Source organism: Erythrobacter sp. NE805, from assembly GCF_046452355.1.
In the GTDB taxonomy this organism is placed as follows: Bacteria; Pseudomonadota; Alphaproteobacteria; order Sphingomonadales; family Sphingomonadaceae; genus Erythrobacter.
In genome coordinates, this window is sequence record NZ_JBKFDI010000002.1 from 621277 (window position 1) to 637031 (window position 15755).

General features: G+C 70.3%; 13 protein-coding genes. 10 read left to right on the top strand and 3 right to left on the bottom strand.

The window, feature by feature from the left end; all coding sequences use genetic code 11:
* The first annotated feature begins 36 nt into the window (after window positions 1-36).
* Window positions 37-2151 (top strand): M13 family metallopeptidase, encoded by a 2115-nt coding sequence (locus ACLBKU_RS10975; RefSeq protein WP_410179588.1) that lies wholly within the window; start codon window positions 37-39, stop codon window positions 2149-2151.
* Window positions 2152-2349: 198 nt separating this feature from the next.
* Here ACLBKU_RS10975 and ACLBKU_RS10980 read toward each other — a convergent pair whose 3' ends face one another.
* Genes ACLBKU_RS10980 through ACLBKU_RS10990 form a run of 3 tightly spaced genes read right to left on the bottom strand, consistent with a single transcriptional unit; the run spans window position 2350 to window position 4975 of the window.
* A complete protein-coding gene (locus tag ACLBKU_RS10980) occupies window positions 2350-3126 on the bottom strand; it encodes an ABC transporter ATP-binding protein (RefSeq protein WP_410179589.1) in 777 nt (258 codons plus the stop codon).
* Window positions 3126-4124, bottom strand: coding sequence for a FecCD family ABC transporter permease (locus ACLBKU_RS10985; protein ID WP_410179590.1), 999 nt, complete (start codon window positions 4122-4124; stop codon window positions 3126-3128). Before ACLBKU_RS10985 ends, ACLBKU_RS10980 begins: the two co-directional genes overlap by 1 nt.
* The gene (locus tag ACLBKU_RS10990; RefSeq protein WP_410179591.1) at window positions 4121-4975 is read right to left on the bottom strand and encodes an ABC transporter substrate-binding protein; all 855 of its coding nucleotides are present in this window, start codon (window positions 4973-4975) and stop codon (window positions 4121-4123) included. The genes ACLBKU_RS10985 and ACLBKU_RS10990 overlap by 4 nt, the downstream gene beginning before the upstream one ends.
* A gap of 138 nt (window positions 4976-5113) precedes the next feature.
* On the opposite strand from ACLBKU_RS10990, the gene ACLBKU_RS10995 reads away from it, so the two are divergent.
* The 9 genes from ACLBKU_RS10995 (at window position 5114) to ACLBKU_RS11035 (ending at window position 15746) form a co-directional block, all read left to right on the top strand.
* The gene (locus ACLBKU_RS10995) at window positions 5114-6262 is read left to right on the top strand and encodes a cell wall hydrolase (RefSeq protein WP_410179592.1); all 1149 of its coding nucleotides are present in this window, start codon (window positions 5114-5116) and stop codon (window positions 6260-6262) included.
* Between the two features lie 147 nt (window positions 6263-6409).
* Complete coding sequence (locus ACLBKU_RS11000) at window positions 6410-6751, top strand: hypothetical protein (RefSeq protein ID WP_410179593.1); 342 nt, start codon at window positions 6410-6412, stop codon at window positions 6749-6751.
* Between the two features lie 280 nt (window positions 6752-7031).
* Window positions 7032-7994, top strand: a complete 963-nt coding sequence (gene mdh / locus ACLBKU_RS11005) for a malate dehydrogenase (RefSeq protein WP_410179594.1) — start codon at window positions 7032-7034, stop codon at window positions 7992-7994.
* Entirely contained in the window at window positions 7994-8287 is a 294-nt protein-coding gene (locus ACLBKU_RS11010; protein WP_410179595.1) for a hypothetical protein, read from the top strand. The genes mdh and ACLBKU_RS11010 overlap by 1 nt, the downstream gene beginning before the upstream one ends.
* On the top strand, window positions 8287-9177 hold the full coding sequence (sucD, locus tag ACLBKU_RS11015) for a succinate--CoA ligase subunit alpha (RefSeq protein ID WP_410179596.1): 891 nt from the start codon (window positions 8287-8289) through the stop codon (window positions 9175-9177). Before ACLBKU_RS11010 ends, sucD begins: the two co-directional genes overlap by 1 nt.
* A gap of 68 nt (window positions 9178-9245) precedes the next feature.
* The gene (locus ACLBKU_RS11020; protein WP_410179597.1) at window positions 9246-12041 is read left to right on the top strand and encodes a 2-oxoglutarate dehydrogenase E1 component; all 2796 of its coding nucleotides are present in this window, start codon (window positions 9246-9248) and stop codon (window positions 12039-12041) included.
* Between the two features lie 112 nt (window positions 12042-12153).
* On the top strand, window positions 12154-13398 hold the full coding sequence (gene odhB, locus ACLBKU_RS11025) for a 2-oxoglutarate dehydrogenase complex dihydrolipoyllysine-residue succinyltransferase (protein WP_410179598.1): 1245 nt from the start codon (window positions 12154-12156) through the stop codon (window positions 13396-13398).
* 115 nt (window positions 13399-13513) lie between these two features.
* The gene (gene lpdA, locus ACLBKU_RS11030) at window positions 13514-14914 is read left to right on the top strand and encodes a dihydrolipoyl dehydrogenase (RefSeq protein WP_410179599.1); all 1401 of its coding nucleotides are present in this window, start codon (window positions 13514-13516) and stop codon (window positions 14912-14914) included.
* Between the two features lie 10 nt (window positions 14915-14924).
* A complete protein-coding gene (locus ACLBKU_RS11035) occupies window positions 14925-15746 on the top strand; it encodes a hypothetical protein (protein ID WP_410179600.1) in 822 nt (273 codons plus the stop codon).
* Window positions 15747-15755: the final 9 nt, after the last annotated feature.

Genomic DNA, 15755 nt, shown 5'->3' on the forward strand with positions numbered 1-15755 from the left:
CTACAGGGCGGCGGGATGACTCGAGGGAGGATAGTCATGAAGTTCCGGATTCGCCACGCGGCGCTGGCCGCCACCGCCAGCCTTTCGACGCTTGCCGCCGTGTCTGCGCTGGCCGAGGATCGGCCGGCACCCGATCCCGCACCCGCACCCGCCCCCGCGCCTGCCCCCGCAGCCCCGGCAGCGAGCGACTGGCGCGCCACCCTGCCACCGGTCCAGACGCCCCGCGATTTCGGCCGCTGGGGCTTCGACAAGACCGCGATGGACCCCGCGGTCCGGCCCGGCGACGATTTCGACCGCTATGCGAGCGGCGCGTGGAAGGCGCGCACCGAGATCCCCGCCGACCAGTCGAGCGCCGGGGTCGACTGGGACCTCTACAAGGTCACCGAGGGGCAGCTGCGCTCGATCATCCTCGAGGCCTCGCCGGGCAGCCAGATCGGCGCGCTGTTCGCGAGCTTCATGGACCAGCCGCGGGTCGATGCGCTGGGGCTCGCGCCGCTTGAGGCGCGCCTCGCCCAGATCGACGCCGCCGCCGCCGACCGGAGCGCCTTCGCGCGCGACATGGGGATGGCGGGCGAAGCCTTCGGTGCGAGCCTCGTTGCGATGTTCCCCTTCGCCGATCCCAACCAGCCCGACGTCACCAGCCTGTTCATCGGCGCCGCGGGCCTCGGGCTGCCCGAGAAGGACTACTACTTCGACGCGCGCTTCGCCAAGGAGCGCGAGGCCTACCGCGCCTACCTCGTGCGGAGCTTCACCGCGCTCGGCGAGAAGGACCCGGGCGCCGCGGCCGAGCAGGTGTTCGCCTTCGAGAGCAAGCTCGCCGAACGGTTCTGGGACATCGCCGACCGCCGCGATCTCGGCAGGATCAACAACCCCATGCCGCTCGCCGAGCTCGCGGCCTATGCGCCCGGGCTCGACTGGCGCGCGCTGATGGCCGGGGCCGGGGTCGCCACCGACCGGCCGATCATCGTCACCGACAACACCGCGATCAAGGCGATCGCGGCGCTGTATGGCGAGACCCCGCTCGAGACGCTCCGGCTGTGGAGCAAGGCCCAAGCGCTCCACCAGGCCTCGCCCTACCTTGCCGACCGCTTCGTCCAGAGCCGCTTCGCCTATACCAAGGTGCTCTCCGGCGCCTCCGAACTGCGCCCGCGCTGGACCCGCGGGGTGCAGCTGATCGACGGGTCGGTGGGCGAACTGCTCGGCGAGGCCTACGTGGCGCGGCATTTCACCCCCGCCGCCAAGGCACGGATGGAGACGCTGGTCGCCAACCTCAAGACCGCGATGGCCGGGCGCATCCGCGGCAACGACTGGATGGCGCCCGAGACCAAGGCGGCGGCGCTCGCCAAGCTCGAGCGGATGGACGTGATGGTCGGCTATCCCGACCGCTTCCGCGATTACGCGTCGCTCGAACTGAAGGCGGACGACCTCCTCGGCAACGTCATGCGGGTCAATGCCAACGAATGGCGCTACGAGCGGGCGAAGCTCGACAAGCCGGTCGACAAGCGCCTGTGGGGGATGACCCCGCAGACGCTCAATGCCTACAACGGCGCCTTCGAGAACAAGATCGTCTTCCCCGCCGGCATCCTCCAGCCGCCCTATTTCAGCATGGCCGCCGACGATGCGGTCAATTACGGCGCGATCGGCGCGGTGATCGGCCACGAGATCACCCACGGCTTCGACGACCAGGGCCGCAAGATCGACGCCAGCGGCCGGCTCGCCGACTGGTGGACGAAGGGGGACGCCGAGCGCTTCGAGGCCAAGACCGCCGACCTCGGCAAGCAGTATGACGCCTTCGAGGTCGCCCCCGGGCATTTCATCAACGGCAAGCTCACCATGGGCGAGAACATCGCCGACATGGCCGGGCTCGAAGTCGCGCTCGATGCCTACCGCGCCTCGCTCGGGGGGAAGAGCGCGCCGGTGATCGACGGGCTGACCGGCGAGCAGCGGTTCTTCCTCGCCTTCGCGCAGGCATGGCAGGACAAGTCGCGCGAAGAGGCGACCATCCAGCAGGTCGCGACCGACGAGCACAGCCCGTCGCGCTGGCGGGTGCTCGGCCCGCTGCGCAATCTCGACGCCTGGTACAAGGCCTTCGACGTGGGGCCGGATTCGGCAATGTACATCCCGCCCGAAAAGCGCGTGCGGATCTGGTGAGGGCGTCCCGCCGAACCGCCGGCGGGACACGCAAGCCTTTGTAAAGCCGGCGCAACCGCTGCCCCTACAGAAAATCTGAAGTCGCCAAGCCCTACGGTGAACTCCATAGCTGCGGCCTCTCTACGGTTCTCTGGCCGGGGCCCTCAGGGTCGCAACCTGGCTTCTCTTCGGAGATCCGACCGGGGCCGGAACGGGGCGTCAGGGTTGCCCGAAACCCTGCGCGTCCCGGGCCGGCCCCGGACCTGTTACGAGCGCCCGCGCGCCCCCCTCGCCCAGCCACCGCGCTGCCACGCCCCACCCCCGCGCGATCACCTCGGGGGCGAGCGCCTCGCCCGGGGGGCCGTCGGCGATCAGGCGGGCGTCCTTCAGCACCAGCACGCGGTCGGCGTGGTTCATCGCGAGGGCGAGGTCGTGGAGCACCACCACCACTCCCTGCCCCGCCGCGGCGCAGGCCCTCAGGTGGCGGGCGAGGCCGAGCTGATGCGCGAGGTCGAGTGCGGCAAGGGGCTCGTCGGCGAGGATCCAGCGGGGCTCTCCGGCGAGCACCCTCGCCAGCAGCACCCGCGCGCGCTCGCCGCCCGAGAGGCGGCTGACCGGGCGGTCGCGCAGGCTTTTGCAGTCGAGCGCCCGGAGCGCGGCCTCGATGGCCGCCGTGCCCCGGTCGCGCCACGGCAGGCGGCCCAGTGCGACGAGGCTTTCGGCGCTGACGTCCCAGGCGATGTCGGGGCTCTGCGGCAGGTAGCCGATCGCCTGCGCGCGGGCGCGGGGGTGGAGGCTGTCGAGGCGCGCGCCGCCCAGCGTCACCTCGCCCTCGGCCGGTGGAAGCAGCCCGGCAAGGCCGAGCAGCAGCGAGGACTTGCCCGCGCCGTTGGGGCCGACGATCGCGGTGATCTCGCCGGGGCTGAAGACGGCGGAGAGGCGCTCCACCACCGCCACGCCGCCGCGCGTCAGGGTAAGGCCCCGCGCCTCCAGCATCACAGCCGCCCCCGCCGCATCCGCAGCAGCAGCCAGCCGAAGAACGGGGCGCCGATCAGCGACAGCGCGATGCCGAGCCGCAGCTCGGTGACCAGCGGCAGCACGCGCACGAGGCTGTCGGCGGCGAGCACGAGGCAGCCGCCCGCGAGCGCGCTCGGGAGGATCAAACTTGAAGGCAGGCGGTCGGTCAGCGGGCGCACGAGGTGGGGGACGACGAGGCCGACGAAGCCGATGATCCCGGCGACCGCCACCCCCGCCCCGACGGTGAGGCCCACGCCCGCGACCAGCAGCAGCAGCAGCCGCTTCGGATCGAGCCCCAGCGAGCGCGCCGCCTCCTCGCCGAGGGTCAGCGCGTCGAGGCTCCGCGCGGCGAGCGCCAGCACGCCGATCCCGGCGGCGATCAGCGGCGCGGCGATCGTGACCTCGCGCCACGAGCGGTCGGTGAGCGCGCCGTTGAGCCACAGGACGATCTCGGAGAGCGCGAAGGGGTTGGGCGCGAGGGTGATGGCGAGCGCGGTGAGCGCTCCGGCGAGGCTCGCCAGCATGAGGCCCGCAAGGGTGAAGAGCGCGATGCCTCCCCCCGCGCCTCCCGCCGCATCATGCGCGGTCCGCCCCGCAATCAGTGCCAGCGCCCCCATCCCGAGCCCCGCCCCGGCGAGCGCCATCAGCGGCAGGCTCCATGCGGCGGCGGCGGGCGGGAGCAGCGGGGCCAGCCAGAAGCTCGCGACCGCGCCGAGCGCCGCCATGGGGGCGATGCCGAACAGCCCGGGGTCGGCGAGCGGGTTCCTGAGGTAGCCCTGCATCGCCGCGCCCGCCGCCCCCAGCCCCGCGCCGATCGCGACCGCGAGCACCGCGCGCGGCAGGCGCAGCTCGGCGACGATCAGGAGCGGGTTGCCCGGGCCGAAATCGGCGGGCGCGATCCACACCCGGCCGGCGAGCAGCGAGAGCGGGAAAAGCACCGCCAGCAGCAGCGCGAAGACGATGGCAGCGCGGTTCACGATGCGCGCTCCACCGCTGCGCGGATCTGCCGGAGCCGGGCGCGCGCCCTGGGGATCGTCGGCCCGCCGCAATAGATCAGCGAGGGGTCGAGCCGTGCGATCTGCATCGCCCCGGTCCGGCCCTCGAGCAGCGGATGGCGCTGCCCCGGCGCGTCGCCCGCGACGAGCAGCAGGCGCGGCGGATCGGCAAGCACGCTTTCGAGGCTTACCCCGTCCGCCTGCCGCATCCCGCGCGCGGCGGCGTGGCTCGCGAAGCCCTCCGCGCGCAGCAGCTCGGCGATCAGCGTGTTCTCGCCCGCGACGATCTCGCCGGGTTGCCAGAGCAGCGTGTCGATCCTCTCGCCGCCGCGCGTCGCCGGGGCGGCGATCCGGCGGGCGAGCGCCTCGCCCTCCGCGCCGCGACCCGCCAGCCGCGCCACCGCGCGCACCTGGGCGAGGCTCTCGGCGACCGTGGTCGGGCTGCCGAAGGTCGCGACCCTCAGCCCCGCGCGCTCGAGCGCCGCCCTGGTCGGCTGGGGCAGGTAGATCGAGGCGAGCACGAGCTCGGGCCGCGCGGCGATCACCTCCTCGGCGGTGCCGCCGGTGACGCCGTAGCGCGCCGCTACGCTCGCCGGGACCGAGCTCGAGGACGGATCGCGCGAGTAGTGCGAGAGCGCCAGCACCTGTGCGGGCGGCGCGACCTCGACGAGGATCGCGTCGAGACAGGGATTGAGGCTGACGATGGTCGGGTGGGCGGGATCGGGATGGCGCGCGGGGGCAGCGGGGGCGCAGGCCGCGAGGCCGCAGGCGAGCGCAATCAGCGCCGCGCCTCCCCTGCGCCCCGGCCTTTTGAAGATGCGATCCCGCGCCATAGAACTCCCGAGGCGCGATAGGGCGGCGGTCTGCCGCGCGCAACGGATTAAGGCTTCGCCGGCGGCTGTCCCCCGATGGGACGCGGGCCTGCGCCGCGCTCGCGGGGGTCGGCGCGCGCGCGTAAGGCGGGGCCGATCATGGCTGCCTCGCGCCCCTCCTTCCCCTACCGGGCTCCCCGCCGGAGCCGCCTTGCGAGCTGGCTCGCCGCCGTTCGGAGCGGGAGCAGCGGGCGCAAGCGGCTCGCGGTGCTGCTCGCCGCGCTGGCGGTGCCGGCGATGGCCGCGACCGGGGGCGCGAGCGTCGGCCGGCTCCCCGGCGATGCCGCCCCGAGCACCGCCGCGCTCGCGACGCGCCAGGCTGCCGAGGCCGCCCTGCCCTTCGAGCGCCCGGGCATGAGCTTTCCCGGCTCGGCCTATTACTACATGGCCGACCCCGCTGGCGCCGCGCTGGTGGCGCTCCCAACCGACGACCCGCTCGCGACCGGCGCCGAGAACGGCCGCGAGCTCGGCGCGCTGATCGACGTCGGCGCGGCGGCCAAGCCCTTCTTCGGCCCCTCGGGAGGCCTCGCGCTCGGCCGCGCGCAGGACTGCCTCGCGCAGGCCGTGTGGTACGAGGCGGCGAGCGAGAGCGAGGCCGGGCAGCGCGCCGTCGCGCAGGTTGTCCTCAACCGCGTCGCCAACCCCGCCTGGCCCTCGAGCGTGTGCGGGGTCGTCTACCAGGGCTCGGAACGCTCGACCGGGTGCCAGTTCACCTTCACCTGCGACGGCAGCCTCGCGCGGCGTCCGGGCGGGGCGAGCTGGGCGCAGGCGCAGCGGATCGCCGCCGAGGCGCTCGCGGGCAAGGTCTACGCCCCCGTCGGCCTCGCGACCCATTACCACACGCTCTGGGTCAACCCCTATTGGGCGGGGACGCTCGACCACATCGGCACGATCGGCGCGCACCGCTTCTACCGCTCGCGCGGGGCGGTCGGACAGGCGAGCGCCTTCACCAGTGCCTATGCCGGGTTCGAGCCGGCGGTGAGCGGGCGGACGGCTCCCGCAGCGGCGGCGGCTCCGGCGGCCCTCGCCCCGGCCCCGGCGCGCCCGGTGATCGCCTATGATCTCGCTCCGGTGCCGGCGAGGAAGCAGGGCCCGCGCACGGGCGGCGGCAAGCCCGCGCCGACGATCGCCGCCGAGGTTCCCGCCGAGGCCTATGCCGGGGCGGGGGCGGTGAAGCCCGAATATGCGCGCGCCGGGCAGTGGAAGACCCCGCCCGGCACCGCGCCCGCGGGCGCCGTGGAGGACTGAGCGGCGCCCTGGGACAAGCCCTCGGAAGAGGGTTAAGCCGCCCGAAACCCTGTTGTCACACCAAGCCTTAGCGCCGCCCGGCTAGACCGGCGGGGCTCGCCGGGACGTTCCTGCGGCCCACGAAAACAATGGGGTATCGCGCGCTTCATGTCTGTCCGCTTCGCTTCCGCCAACCACCCCGTCCGTCGTCTCGGCTGGCGCGCCGCGGGGCGCGGGCTGATCGCCCCGGCGCTGGCGCGGGCGGCGAACGACAACCTGCGCGCAGGGGTTGTGGCGGCAACCCAGGGTGTGCTTTTCGATCCCCTGCTCAGCGATGCGCTGCGCCATTTCGCGGTGCACGGCCTCGCCGCGGCCGAGGCGGCGGTCGAGCTGGCCGCCGAGGCGCGCTCGCGCGACGATGCCGATGCGCGCGATCACTGGCTGGCGGTGGTGCGGATGTTCGACCGCCGCATGGCCGCCCGCTTCGACTGCGATCTTCTCCCCGGCTGACCGGCCTCTCCCGCTGCCGTGATCGTGCCTGCCGCTACGGCGGCTGCGTTGCGACGTGCGTGCGGCGCGTCGGCCGGGCGCTCTAATGCGATTGCGAACTGTTTGCAAAGATAGTTGCCGCTTAGGCGCTATTGCTGGTTGCATTCCCCTTTTCTCCGGCCTACCGCGCCTCGTGTAACGGGTGCCCAGCCGCTTGGGACGGGGGTTGGCACCGGCGCCAGACCTTGGATCGTGCGCGTCATCGCTTCGTCCCGAGAGATCAGGGAAGGAAGTCCTCACAATGGCCCGCAAGAAGATCGCCCTCGTCGGCGCAGGCAATATCGGCGGCACCCTCGCGCACCTCGCGGCCCTGAAGGGCCTTGGCGACATCGTGCTGTTCGACGTGGTCGAGGGCGTGCCGCAAGGCAAGGCGCTGGACCTCAGCCAGTGCGGCCCGGTCGAGGGCTTCGACGCTTCGATCAAGGGCTCGAACGACTACGCCGACATCGCCGGCGCCGACGTGGTGATCGTCACCGCGGGCGTCGCGCGCAAGCCCGGCATGAGCCGCGATGACCTCCTCGGCATCAACCTCAAGGTGATGAAGGCGGTTGGCGAAGGCATCCGCGACAACGCGCCCGATGCCTTCGTGATCTGCATCACCAATCCGCTCGACGCGATGGTCTGGGCGCTGCGCGAATTCTCGGGGCTGCCGAAGAACAAGGTCGTCGGCATGGCGGGGGTCCTGGACTCGGCGCGCTTCGCGACCTTCCTCGCCTGGGAATTCGGCGTCAGCGTCAAGGACGTCAACGCCTTCGTGCTCGGCGGCCACGGCGACACGATGGTGCCGGTGCTCTCCTACTCGACCATCAACGGCATCCCCGTCGCCGACATGGCGAAGATCAAGGGCGTCTCGGAAGACCGCTTGGGTGAGATCGTCAAGCGCACCCGTTCGGGCGGCGGCGAGATCGTCGCGCTGCTCGGCACCGGCTCGGCCTACTACGCGCCGGCCACCAGCGCGATCGCGATGGCCGAAGCCTACCTCTACGACCAGAAGCGCATCCTCCCCTGCGCGGTGAACGTCGAGGGCAAGTACGGCCTCGACGGGCTCTATGTCGGCGTGCCGGTGGTGATCGGCGCGGGCGGCGCGGAAGAGGTGATCGAGATCAGCCTCTCGGACGAGGAGAAGGCTAACCTTCAGGTCAGCGTCGATGCGGTCAAGGAACTGCTCGAGGCATGCAAGGCGCTGGATAGCTCGCTGGCGTGATGGGACTGACAGTCTTGGTTGCCCTAGCGGCACCTGCCTTGTTGCTCGGGCTATTCCGCAGCGCAAGAGTTGGCTTGGCCTTGGCAGCCATCTCTACGGCTTTCGGTTTGTTTTATTTGATGAAGCAGGGTGTTGGTCCGGCATTCGAAGAGTGGGGAGCCAAATTTGCTCCCGTCTTCTTCCTCATGCTCGGCGGCGCTCTGCTGGTCGCAACACTGATTGGTCTGCTGGTGCGGATCGCGTTTGAAAGATTTCGCGCAAGGCACGCGCAGAGCACTGGAGAAGTGATGTAATGTCCATCCTCGTAAACAAAGACACCAAGGTCATCACGCAAGGCATGACCGGCAACACCGGCACCTTCCACACCCAGGCCGCGCTCGATTACGGGACGCAGATGGTCGCGGGCGTGACCCCGGGCAAGGGCGGCACCACCCATATCGGCCTGCCGCAGTATGACACCGTGCGCGAAGCCAAGGCCGCGACCGGTGCGACGGCCTCGTGCATCTACGTCCCGCCGCCGTTCGCCGCCGACGCGATCTGCGAAGCCATCGATGCCGAGATCGAGCTCATCATCTGCATCACCGAAGGCATCCCGGTGCTCGACATGGTCCGCGCCAAGCGTGCGCTGGCGGGCTCGAAGTCGCGCCTGATCGGCCCCAACTGCCCCGGCGTGCTGACGCCGAACGAGTGCAAGATCGGCATCATGCCCGCCAACATCTTCAAGAAGGGCTCGGTGGGGATTGTCTCGCGCTCGGGCACGCTTACCTATGAGGCCGTGCACCAGACCACGATGGCGGGCCTCGGCCAGACCACCGCGGTCGGCATCGGCGGCGATCCGGTCAACGGCACCAACTTCATCGACGTGCTCGACCTGTTCCTCGACGATCCCGAGACCGAGAGCATCATCATGATCGGCGAAATCGGCGGCAGCGCCGAAGAAGAAGCCGCCGCGTTCATCAAGCGCGAGGCCGCCAAGGGCCGCAAGAAGCCGATGGTCGGCTTCATCGCCGGGCGCACCGCCCCTCCGGGCCGCCGCATGGGCCACGCAGGCGCCATCGTCAGCGGCGGCCAGGGCGGCGCCGAGGACAAGATCGCGGCGATGGAGGATGCGGGCATCCGCGTCAGCCCCTCGCCCAGCCTGCTCGGCGAAACGCTGGCAGCGATGCTCAAAGAAAACGCCTGAGTTAACGACTACCGGCCCCCCGCGTTCTAACGGGGGGCCACCATTCCTCCTCCCCGGGAGTCCCGATCATGGGCAACGAACAGCAGAACTTCATCCCCGCCTTCACCGACCAGGAAGGCCCGCAGCCCGGCCCCTCGTGGGCGAAGCGCGGCTGGCTCGACACGCTTGCGGACAGCGGTGCGGACCTCGTCGCGGCGATGGACCCGACCGAGATGAAGCTCGCCCTCGCCAAGGCGGCGAAGGACGCCGGAAAGGCCGCCGACCCCGCGGCGATCGAGAAGGCCGCGAAGCTGTCGATCGCGGCGATGACGCTCGTTCGCCTCTACCGCGTGCGCGGGCACATGGCCGCCGACCTCGACCCGCTCGGCCTGTCCAACCGCGAGGGGCCTGCCGACCTGACGCTCGAATGGCACGGCCTCGCGGGCAAGGAGAACGAGGAGGTCTATGTCGGCGGCGTGCTCGGCATGGAGTGGACCACGGTGGGCAAGCTCCACCAGCGCCTGCGCGCGGTCTATTGCGGCAAGGTCGGCCTCGAATACATGCACATTGCCGACACCGAGGAGCGCCGCTTCCTCCAGGACAAGTTCGAGAAGCCCGGCGAGACGATCCAGTTCACGCCCGAGGGCAAGAAGGCGATCCTCGCCGCGGTGCTGCGCGGGGAGGGCTACGAGGAGTTCCTCGCCAAGAAATATGTCGGCACCAAGCGCTTCGGACTTGACGGCGGCGAATCCATGATCCCGGCATTGGAAGCCGTGATCAAGCACGGCGGCAGCGCGGGCGTGCGCGAGATCATCTACGGCATGGCCCACCGCGGGCGACTCAACGTGCTCGCCAACGTCATGGCCAAGCCCTACCGCGTGATCTTCCACGAATTCTCGGGCGGCTCGGCCAACCCCGACGACGTCGGCGGCTCGGGCGACGTGAAGTATCACCTCGGCACCTCGACCGACCGCGAGTTCGACGGGATCTCGGTGCACATGAGCCTCGTCCCCAACCCCTCGCACCTCGAGGCGGTGAACCCGGTGGTGCTCGGCAAGACCCGCGCGCAGCAGGCGATCCGCGACGACCTCAAGAAGAAGGACCAGGTGCTCCCCGTGCTGATCCACGGAGACGCGGCCTTCGCCGGGCAGGGCGTGGTGTGGGAGAGCCTCTCGCTCTCGGGCGTGCCGGGCTACGACACCGGCGGGTGCATCCACTTCATCATCAACAACCAGATCGGTTTCACGACGTCGCCGAAGTTCGCGCGCTCCTCGCCCTATCCGAGCGACGTCGCGAAGGGCGTGATGGCGCCGATCCTCCACGTCAATGGCGACGATCCCGAAGCGGTGACCTTTGCCTGCAAGCTCGCGGTCGAATACCGCCAGACCTTCCACCGCGACGTCGTCATCGACATGTGGTGCTACCGCCGCTTCGGCCACAACGAGGGCGACGAGCCCAAGTTCACCCAGCCGGTGATGTACGAGGCGATCCGCGCCCACCCCAAGGTCAGCGTGTCCTACGAGGCGCGCCTGATCCGCGAGGGCGTGGTCGAGCCGGGCACCCGCGACCGCATCGCCGCCGAGTTCACCGCGCTCCTCGAGGAGGAGTTCGAGGCCGGCAAGAGCTACAAGCCCAACGAGGCCGACTGGTTCGGCGGGCGCTGGGCGGGGCTCAACAAGCCCGCCGATCCGGAGACCGCGCGTCGCTCGGTCGAGACGGGGATCGAGCCCAAGATGCTGGATTCGCTGGGCCGCGTGCTGACCGAGGTCCCCGCCGACCTCGAGATCCACAAGACCCTCGACCGCGTGCTCGCCGCCAAGCGCGAGATGTTCGCGACCGGCGAGGGTTTCGACTGGGCCACCGCCGAGGCGCTCGCCTTCGGCAGCCTCGTCATGGAGGGCTACGGAGTGCGCCTGTCGGGCCAGGACTCGGGGCGCGGCACCTTCTCGCAGCGCCATGCCGTCTGGGTCGACCAGAAGACCGAGCGCAAGTACGTGCCGCTCTCGACCCTGCCCCACGGCAAGTTCGAGGTCTATGACAGCACCCTGTCCGAATACGGCGTGCTCGGCTTCGAATACGGCTTCGCGATGGCCGATCCCAAGAGCCTCGTGCTGTGGGAAGGCCAGTTCGGCGACTTCGCCAATGGCGCGCAGATCATGATCGACCAGTTCGTGGCGAGCGGCGAGAGCAAGTGGTTGCGCGCCAATGGCCTCGTGATGCTGCTGCCGCACGGCTACGAGGGACAGGGGCCGGAGCACTCCTCCGCGCGGCTCGAGCGCTTCCTCCAGCTGTGCGCCGACGACAATATCTGCGTGTGCAACATCACCACGCCGGCGAACTACTTCCACGTGCTGCGCCGCCAGATGCTGCGCAGCTTCAGGAAGCCGCTCGTCATCATGAGCCCCAAGTCGCTGCTGCGGCACCCGCTCGCGAGGAGCCGCAAGGAATCCTTCTTCAAGGACCGGCAGTTCCGGCGCATCGTCTCCGACCCGCGCAAGATCGCCGACGAGAAGATCCGCCGGCTGGTGCTGTGTTCGGGCAAGGTCTCCTACGACCTTATCGAGGCGCGCGACGCGGCGGGGCAGGAGGACGTCTCGATCGTTCGCATCGAGCAGCTCTTCCCCTTCCCGGGCGATCCGCTCGCCGTGCGGCTCCAGCGCATGACCAACCTCAAGGAGGTCGTGTGGTGCCAGGAGGAGCCGCGCAACAACGGCGCGTGGTTCTTCGTGGGCGAGAAGATCGAGGAATCGCTCGCCGCCGCCGGGCACGCGGGGATGCGCCCCGTCTATGCCGGGCGCGATGCCGCCGCCTCGCCCGCGACCGGGCTCGCCAGCCGCCACAAGGCCCAGCAGGAGGCGCTCGTCGCCCAGGCGCTGGGGCTTTAGCGAGCACAGACCATACCGCCGTTCGTGTCGAGCGAAGTCGAGACACGCCGGCCCAGCCTCTCGACTTCGCTCGAGGCGAACGGAAACGATTGAATTTTAGGAACGAGTTCTGATGGCCACCGAAATCAAAGTCCCCGTCCTCGGCGAATCCGTCACCGAAGGCACCATCGCCGAATGGCTCAAGCAGCCGGGCGAGGCGGTCGCGGTCGACGAGCCGATCGCCAGCCTCGAGACCGACAAGGTCGCGGTCGACGTGCCCTCGCCGGTGGCGGGGATCATGTCGCAGCACCTCGTCGCGGTCGGCGACACGGTCGAGGTCGGCGCCGCGATCGCGGTGATCGAGGATGGCGCGAGCGCGCCCGCACCCGCCCCCACTGCGGCGGCTGCTCCCGCCGCGGCGAAGGCGGAGACCCCCGCCCCCGCCGCCACGGAAGAGCTGCTCACCCCGGCGCAGACCATGTCCCCCGCGGTGCGCCGCGCAGTGCTCGAGCACGGGGTCGATCCCTCGACGATCAAGGGCACCGGCAAGGACGGGCGCCTGACCAAGGAGGACGTCCTCGCGGCGGCGCAGGCGAAGGCCAAGGGCCCGGCGACCCCCGCCCCGGCGCCGGCAGCGCCCGCTCTGGCTCCCGCCGCTCCGGCCCAGACCGGCGGCGCGCGCGGCACCGAGCGGGTCAAGATGACCCGCATGCGCCAGACCATCGCCAAGCGCCTCAAGGCCGCGCAGGACAATGCGGCGCTGCTCACCACCTTCAACGACGTCGACATGACCGCCGTCATCGCAGCGCGCGACAAGTACAAGGACCTCTTCGCCAAGAAGCACGACATCCGCCTCGGCTTCATGGGCTTCTTCGCCAAGGCCGCCTGCCTTGCGCTGAAGGATGTCCCGGCGGTCAACGCCTATATCGAGGGCGATGAGATCGTCTATCACGACTATGTCGACATCTCGGTCGCGGTCTCGGCGCCCAATGGCCTCGTCGTCCCCGTGATCCGCGACGCCGACAAGAAGGGCTTCGCGCGCATCGAGCAGGACATCGCCGATTTCGGCGCGCGCGCGAAGGCGGGCACGCTGACCATGGAAGACATGACCGGCGGCACCTTCACGATCAGCAACGGCGGCGTGTTCGGCTCGCTGATGAGCACCCCGATCATCAACCCGCCGCAGAGCGCGGTGCTCGGCCTCCACCGCATCGAGGAGCGCCCGGTGGTCCGCAACGGCCAGATCGTGATCCGCCCGATGATGTATCTCGCCTTGAGCTACGATCACCGGTTGATCGACGGCCGCGAGGCGGTGACCGCATTGAAGATCATCAAGGAGGCGATCGAGGATCCGACGCGGATGCTGATCGACTTGTGATCCTGCCCTAATCCCGTTCGGGCTGAGCCTGTCGAAGCCCTGCTCTTTCTTTCGGAGCGACGGACCCCAAGTGAAGTGCAGCCCTTCGACAAGCTCAGGGCGAACGGAGTTGAGAATGTCGGACTTTGATTACGACGTCCTTGTCATCGGTGCCGGCCCTGGCGGATATGTCGCGGCGATCCGTGCGGCGCAGCTCGGGCTGAAGACCGCCTGTGTGGAATCGCGCGAGACATTGGGCGGCACCTGTCTCAATGTCGGGTGCATTCCCTCGAAGGCGCTGCTCCACGGCTCGGAGCTGTTCGAGGAAGCCGCGGGCGGCCATTTCGCCACCTGGGGCATCACCGCGACCCCGACCCTGGACCTCGGCAAGATGATGGCCGAGAAGACCAAGGCCGTGGGCGAGCTGACGGGCGGGATCGAGTTCCTGTTCAAGAAGAACAAGGTGACCTGGCTCAAGGGCCATGCGGCGTTCGAGGATGCGCATACCGTCGACGTGGCGGGCCAGAAGGTCACCGCCAAGGACATCGTGATCGCGACCGGCTCGAGCGTCACCCCCCTCCCCGGCGTGACCGTCGACAATGCGGGCAAGCGCATCGTCGACAGTACCGGCGCGCTCGACCTCGACGAAGTGCCCGAGCATCTCGTGGTGATCGGCGGCGGCGTGATCGGCCTCGAACTGGGCTCGGTGTGGCGGCGCCTCGGCGCCAAGGTCACCGTCATTGAATATCTCGACCAGCTGCTCCCCGGCATGGACGGCGAGGTGCGCAAGGAAGCGGGCAAGATCTTCAAGAAGCAGGGCATGAGCCTGATGCTCGGCCAGAAGGTCACCGGCGCCGAGGTTGACGGCAGCACCGTCACCCTCACGGTCGAGCCTGCCGCCGGCGGCGAGGCGCAGACCATCGCCGCGAGCCACGTCCTCGTCGCGATCGGCCGCCGCGCCAACACCGAGGGGCTCGCGCTCGAGAAGGCGGGGCTCTCGACCAACAACCGCGGCCAGATCGAGATCGACCACGATTTCGCCACCGCCGTCCCCAACATCTGGGCAATCGGCGACGTCGTCCCCGGCCCGATGCTCGCCCACAAGGCCGAGGACGAAGGGATCGCGGTCGCCGAGAACATCGCCGGGCTGACCGGCATCGTGAACCACGACGTGATCCCGAGCGTCGTCTACACCGCGCCCGAGATCGCGGGTGTCGGCATCTCCGAGGAGCAGGCCAAGGAAAAGGGCATCGCGGTCAAGGTCGGCAAGTTCCCGATGATGGCCAACAGCCGCGCCAAGGCCAACCGCGACACCGAGGGCTTCGTCAAGGTGATCGCCGACGCCGAAACCGACCGGGTCCTCGGCGTGTGGATGATCAACTCGCTCGCGGGCACGATGATCGCCCAGGCCGCGCAGGCGATGGAGTTCGGCGCGACCTCCGAGGACATCGCCTACACCTGCCACGCCCACCCCACCCACGCCGAGGCCTTCAAGGAAGCGGCGATGGCGGTGACCGGCAAGCCGATCCACATGTAAGTCGGCACGGGTGGGCGCGCCGCACGTCGACCGCTGGCGGCTCGCCCTGCCCCTCGCTGTGCCGGCGCTCGGAGGCCTCGCCTACCTCGCCGCCTTCGGCGCCCCTGCACGGCTGATCGCCGTCAACGCGGGAGCGCTGGTGCTGGCGATGGCATTGGTGCTGTGGGGACGGCTGCCCTCGCGGCCCGAGCTGCGCGAGCGCATTGCGGCCGGGGCGGCCGTCATGCTGTTCGTGCCGCTGCTGACTGGGCCGGAGCTGGGAGGGGTCTCCCGCTGGCTGCCGCTCGGCCCCGTGTCGCTGCATTCGGGCGCGCTGCTGCTGCCGCTGATCGTCGTCATTGCCGCGAGTGCACCGCAATTCGGCCCGCTTCTCCTCGCTGCCGCCGGGGCGGGTCTGGCGATCCAGCCCGACGCGGCATCGCTGGGAGCCTACGTGGCGGCCTGCGCCGTCTTGGCGGTCCTGCGGCGCGACCCCGTTCTTGCATCGCTCGCGGCACTGGCATCCGTGCACGCGGTGTCGACCTTCGACGAGGGGAAGCTCGCGCCGCAGCTCTATACCGAAGGCGTGCTGGCGCATGTGGCGCAGACGTCGCTCCCCGCCGCGGTCGCGCTCGGCCTGCTGCTGTTCGCCGCGCCGCTGCTGATCCTCGCCGCTCGCTCGCCCCGGGCGGAAAGCGCCGCGCTCGCCGCGCTGCTCGCCGGCTTCGGCGCGATGGCGATGCTCGGCCCCTTCCCCTTCCCGCTGATCGGCCACGGCGCCGCCCCGATCCTCGGCTTCGGCCTCGCGCTCGGCGCGCTGGGGAGGCTTCCGCCCGGCCCCGCGAGCCGCTAGACCCCTCGC